This window comes from Geomonas sp. (assembly GCF_056994735.1).
On record NZ_JBXKJL010000322.1, the window covers coordinates 1 to 5,004 of the forward strand.

Here is a 5,004-nt window from a genome sequence, read left to right on the forward strand (position 1 = left end):
ACCTCAAGCGCGGCTTCGTCTATCTCCAGCAGGAGAAGCGGGACCTCGCCCTGGCCGACTTCAGCCGGGCCATCGAGATCGCTCCCCGGGACGGGAGCGGCTACGTCACGCGCGGCATGGTTTACAATCAGGGCGGCGATAAGGAGCATGCCGTAGCTGATTTCCGGAAGGGATGCGAGCTCAGCGACGCCGACGCCTGCACCATGCTGAAGGAACTGGAAGAGGCGCGCTAGCCGCCGAAGCAGGTGCACCCATCGGCTGACCGCCTACAGTCTTCATGGGATTGAATTCGATGCGCAGTTTTGTGAAAAAGTACCTCTGGTTGCTTCCGCCGCTCTTCGTCTTCCTGTTGTACCGGAGCTCGCTGGATCATTACTTCGTCTTCGACGACTTCATCTGGCTGTTCAAAGGGCAGACCTTCACCCTGGACCCGCTGCAGATATTCAAGCTGGACGGTCTGTACTTCGACCCCGTCATCCATCTTCTCTTCTGGATAACCTACACCTTATCCGGTCTCTCCTTTTACCATTTCCAGCTGGTCGATATCGTCATCCATGCCGTCAACAGCGTTCTCTTATATCGCCTCGTCCGCGGGTACATTCTCGACGAGACCCTCGCTTTATATTCCAGCCTCTTTTTCGCCACCACCTTCATCACAGTCGATGCCGTGGTCTGGCCCTCCGCCACAGTCGATACAGTCGGGGTCTTCTTCACCCTGCTGACCCTCGTCCTCTTCGTAAAATTCCTGGAGGGCGGCGAGAGGAGGGTGCTGCTACTGTCGGTTGTCTGCTATCTGCTCGCCCTCGGCTGCAAAGGAACCCCGGCAGTGGTTCCCATCATTGTAAGCTACCTGCTGGTTGAGCGGCGCTCTCTCAAGGATGGCTACAAGTACCTCATCCCTTACTTCTCCATCACGTTCCTCTATTTCGCCGCCGTGATAACTGCCGTCAGCCAGAAGGCTCCAGTATCTGGTGGATTCCATCTCAACTACAGGAACCTGGTGCTCTCTCTAAACGATCTCTTTTACCCGGAGAGGCTGATGCCGGGTAACCTCTACCTGGCAACGGGGCTGGTCCTTTTGCTGATCGTCCTCTTTCTTGCTGTCAGAAGCCCCGAAACCGGCCGCGCCAAGATGTTCGGGTTGTACCTTCTCGCAGTCGGGATCCTGCCTGTGTTGGTCACCACCGATTTCAAACTCTGCACATCATCCTTCGTCAACCTGCTGTCGAGCCCCAGCCACCGGCTTTATCTCAGTTCCGTTGGGATGGCAATATTCGTGGGAGCTTTTCTCAGGTCCGTAGAGCTAAAGGTGGGAAACGGTTCCTGTGGCTGCGGGGGAAGAATGCTCTTTGGCGGGGTCGTCGCGACCCTGCTGATCATCAACTGCTCTGAAGTGCTGAAGCGGGAGGCGGTGTGGAAGAGCTGTAGTGACAACGTGAGGCTCGAGTCGGGGTTTCTGGCCGCCAATCGGGAGGATATCGAGCGGGGTGGGGTGGTAGGGATGATCAATATGACCGGTTCCAGAGGCTTTTGGGGGCCGATGTTCAACGACCTCCTCGGACTTGATGGGGTCGATTTCGTCAGCACTTCCGAGTACGAGCGCTATGCCTTCGAACATCCGGCGATCGTATCGAGAGCAGAATCAGCCAGCTTTTTTGTGAAGGGCAATTACCGCTTCTATAACTTGAGCGAACCCTTCCGGGACCTCCTGCTGGCACTGCGAAAGGTGAATGATGTCACCGACTCACTGGAAAAAGAGCAGGCTGCCAGGGAGTATCAGGAGCGACTGGCACTTTTTCAAGAGGCTGTAGATCGATCAAGAAACAATTAGCTTCACTGCTACGCCGCTCGTGACAGCGGCTGCACCTGGCGCATCCTCTGTGCAAGAGCCTTTTCCGTGATCTTCAGGTCGTAGCTCGTCTGCAGGTTCATCGGGGCATGGTTGGCACGTAAGATAAAGCCTTCGTCGGGTACAGGTGCTTAATGAGTGGGAGTTGCTCCGTCCCGCCATGCGTGTTGCAATAACTACCCGTATATGAGATATTGCGGAGGCTCGCCATTTTACGGACCGCGGCCCTAGCCGCTGCTTTACGGAAATAGGAACAGCTTCATGAAGCTTATGATTGTCTCCCCCCCTTTTGGTGAGAAAGGACAAAAGTCCAAAGGGCTCCCCATCGCTCCCCCGGTGCTGGAATATCTGGCCGGTCTCACCCTGCAGCTAAAACCCGATACCGAAATCGTGCTGGTCGACGCCAACAAGGAGGAGTGGAGCCCCGATACCTCCGAGGCCGATCTCTTCGCCTTCACCGTGCTCACTCCGCAGGCGCCCTGGGTCTACCGCATGGCCAAGCGCCTGCGCGACGCCGGAAAGCAGGTGGTCCTGGGCGGGATCCACGTCTCGGCGCTCCCCGAGGAGGCCGGCCGCCACGCCGATGCCGTCGTGCTGGGCGAGGCGGAAGAGGTCTGGAAAGAGCTCCTGGAGGACGCGGCAAAGCGCAGGCTGAAGCCGGTCTACCAGGGTGGTTTCCCCGAGCTCAACGGGCTGCCGCGCCCGGTCACCAGCCTGTGGAAGACCGACTACGTCTACGGCTACTTCCAGACCTCCCGCGGCTGCCCGCATCGCTGCACCTTCTGCTCGGTGCACGAGTTCTTCGGCGGCAAGGTGCGGGTGCGCCCCATCGACGAGGTGGTCAACGAGATCGCCGCCAGCAAGAGGCGGCTTTTCTGGGGGATCGACGACAACGTCTGGGGCGTCAACATGAACTACACCATCGAGCTCTATGCCGAAATGGGTAGGAGCCTTTGGGGGAAATCGTGGTTCGGTTCCGGCGACCTGGTCTCGGTGGAACATCCGAGGTCTCACGAGCTTCTGACCAACGCCAGGAAGGCGGGGCTGACCGCGGTGCTGGTGGGGTGGGAATCGAACAACATCGGGAGCCTGGAGGAGTACAAGGCCACCAGCAAGCAGGGGAGGCAGCGGCGCGACGCCATCCGCAAGATCCGCGACCACGGCATCGAGGTCATGCTCTTCATGATGATCGGCGGACGCCAGGACACCCCGGCGGACTACGAGGGGATCATCAAGCTCTGCGACGAGCTCAAGGTCTCGGCCCACCCCGTCATGACCACCCCCTTCCCGGGGACCGGGCTTTACAAAACCTACCTGCCGTACCTGATCCAGGGACACGACTGGGATTCCTTCGACGGGAACCATGCGGTCTTCACCCATGACGACCCCGCCATGAGCGTGGAGTTCCGGGAGGACGCCATTGTGAAGCTCCGGGCCGAGCTCTTCACCATGCCGCGCATCCTGTCGCGCATCCCACAGATCTCCTGGCGCGGCTTTCCCATGTCGCACATCACCTCGTGGATGATCCAGTACCCTCAGGGACGCGCCTTCAAGGAGTTCGCGCGGGAGCGCGAGGAGCTGAAGGCAAAGGGAGTGATTTGATGAACGAATTCAACCAGTATCTTACCTCGCTGCTCCAGCACTCTCCGGGCCTGGGCGTGGCGGTGATGATGAACAACTACTTCCACGACGTGGCCACCGCCATGATGGCCGCCAGCGCCTTCTGCCTCTACGCGGTGGACCGGGTGCAGGCCTCTCTCAACACACCGACCGCCACGGTCTTCTTCCTCAAGACCCACCGCATCATGGTCAGGTTCTTCCGCTTCGCCTTCTGGTGGATCATCCTCGGCGGGATACCTCGCACCATCTTCTACGTGAGCTTCGAGTGGAACCATTTCGCCGACAAAGAGCAGGTGCCGGCGTTGATGGTGAAGCACGTGCTGATGGTCGTGCTGGTGGTCTGGGGGGTAAGTGCCTGGCGGAAGCTCAAGCTCAAGGTGAACATGCTGCGCGAGGGACTGACGCCGCATATGCGCGCCGAACTCGAGGAGCAATCCGGCCGGTGCTGATCCGCATCCTCAAGAATTCCTTCCTGAAACGCCCCAAGGCCGTCCTGCTGGTCCTGCTCTCCATCATCATGGGCTCGGCTGTCGCCACCGCCTTCCTCGGCATCGCGGGGGAGCTCTCCCACAAGATGGCCCTGGAACTCCGCAGCTATGGCGCGAACATCGTGCTGGAGCCGGCGGCCGGCGAGGGAACGCTCCGGGAGGAGGACCTCCCGAAGCTGAAGACGGTCTTCTGGAAACACAACATCGTCGGCTTCGCCCCCTATCTCTTCGGGGTTGCCGATTTCTCGACCGGCGGGAGACGACAGCGCGCGGTCCTCTCCGGTACCTGGTTCGCCAAGACCCTGCAGGTGGAAGGGGAGGATGACTCCATCCAGGGTGTCAAGGTCTGCGCCCCCTGGTGGGAGGTCTCGGGAAGGTGGCCGCACAGCGGGGATGAGGCCGTCGTTGGGGCAGCCCTGGCCAGAAGGCTTGGTGTCGGCGTCGGCAGCGAGGTCGACGCGGCGGCCGGAGCCAGAACGCGACGTTTCAAGGTGGTCGGCATCGCTTCCACCGGCGGGTTCGAGGAGGAGCAGTTCTTCGCGGCCCTGCCCGAGGTGCAGGGGCTTCTGGAGAAGGGAGGCGCGGTCTCCCGCGTCCTGGTCAGCGCGCTCACCGTGCCGATGGACGCCTTCGGCAAGAAGGACCCTGCCGCCATGAGCAAGGAAGAGTACGAGAAGTGGTACTGCACCGCCTACGTGACCTCCGTGGCCAAGAACCTGGAAGAGGTCATGGCCGGGAGCCGGGCCAAGCCGATCTGGCAGATCGCCAGCGCCGAGGGAGCCCTCCTCAAGAAACTCGACAGCCTGATGCTGCTCCTTACCGTCATCGCCCTCGGCTCCGCGGCCATCGCCGTTTCGTCCAGTCTGCTGGCCTCCATGGCCGAGCGCAGCGCCGAGATCGCCCTCATGAAGACGATCGGCGCCGATCGCTTCCAGATCGCCGCCATCTTCCTGGGCGAGACCATGATCATATCCCTGGTGGGCGGCCTGATCGGCTACCTCGCCGGGGACCAGCTCGCCGGGATAATCAGCCGCTCCGTTTTCGCCT

The 5,004-nt window shown here is 60.7% G+C and carries 5 protein-coding genes; all 5 read left to right on the top strand.

What is annotated here, in order from left to right:
• A partial coding sequence (locus AC11W3_RS14180) for a tetratricopeptide repeat protein (RefSeq protein ID WP_484093196.1) occupies window positions 1-233 on the top strand: 233 nt, incomplete at its 5' end.
• A 59-nt stretch (window positions 234-292) separates the two neighbouring features.
• Window positions 293-1,831, top strand: a complete 1,539-nt coding sequence (locus tag AC11W3_RS14185; RefSeq protein ID WP_484091519.1) for an ArnT family glycosyltransferase — start codon at window positions 293-295, stop codon at window positions 1,829-1,831.
• A gap of 279 nt (window positions 1,832-2,110) precedes the next feature.
• Window positions 2,111-3,451 carry a B12-binding domain-containing radical SAM protein gene (locus AC11W3_RS14190; RefSeq protein ID WP_484093197.1) on the top strand — a complete coding sequence of 447 codons (1,341 nt, stop codon included), beginning with the start codon at window positions 2,111-2,113 and terminating at the stop codon, window positions 3,449-3,451.
• Entirely contained in the window at window positions 3,451-3,918 is a 468-nt protein-coding gene (locus tag AC11W3_RS14195) for a hypothetical protein (RefSeq protein ID WP_484091521.1), read from the top strand. Before AC11W3_RS14190 ends, AC11W3_RS14195 begins: the two co-directional genes overlap by 1 nt.
• A partial coding sequence (locus AC11W3_RS14200; RefSeq protein WP_484093198.1) for an ABC transporter permease occupies window positions 3,912-5,004 on the top strand: 1,093 nt, incomplete at its 3' end. The genes AC11W3_RS14195 and AC11W3_RS14200, both read left to right, overlap by 7 nt.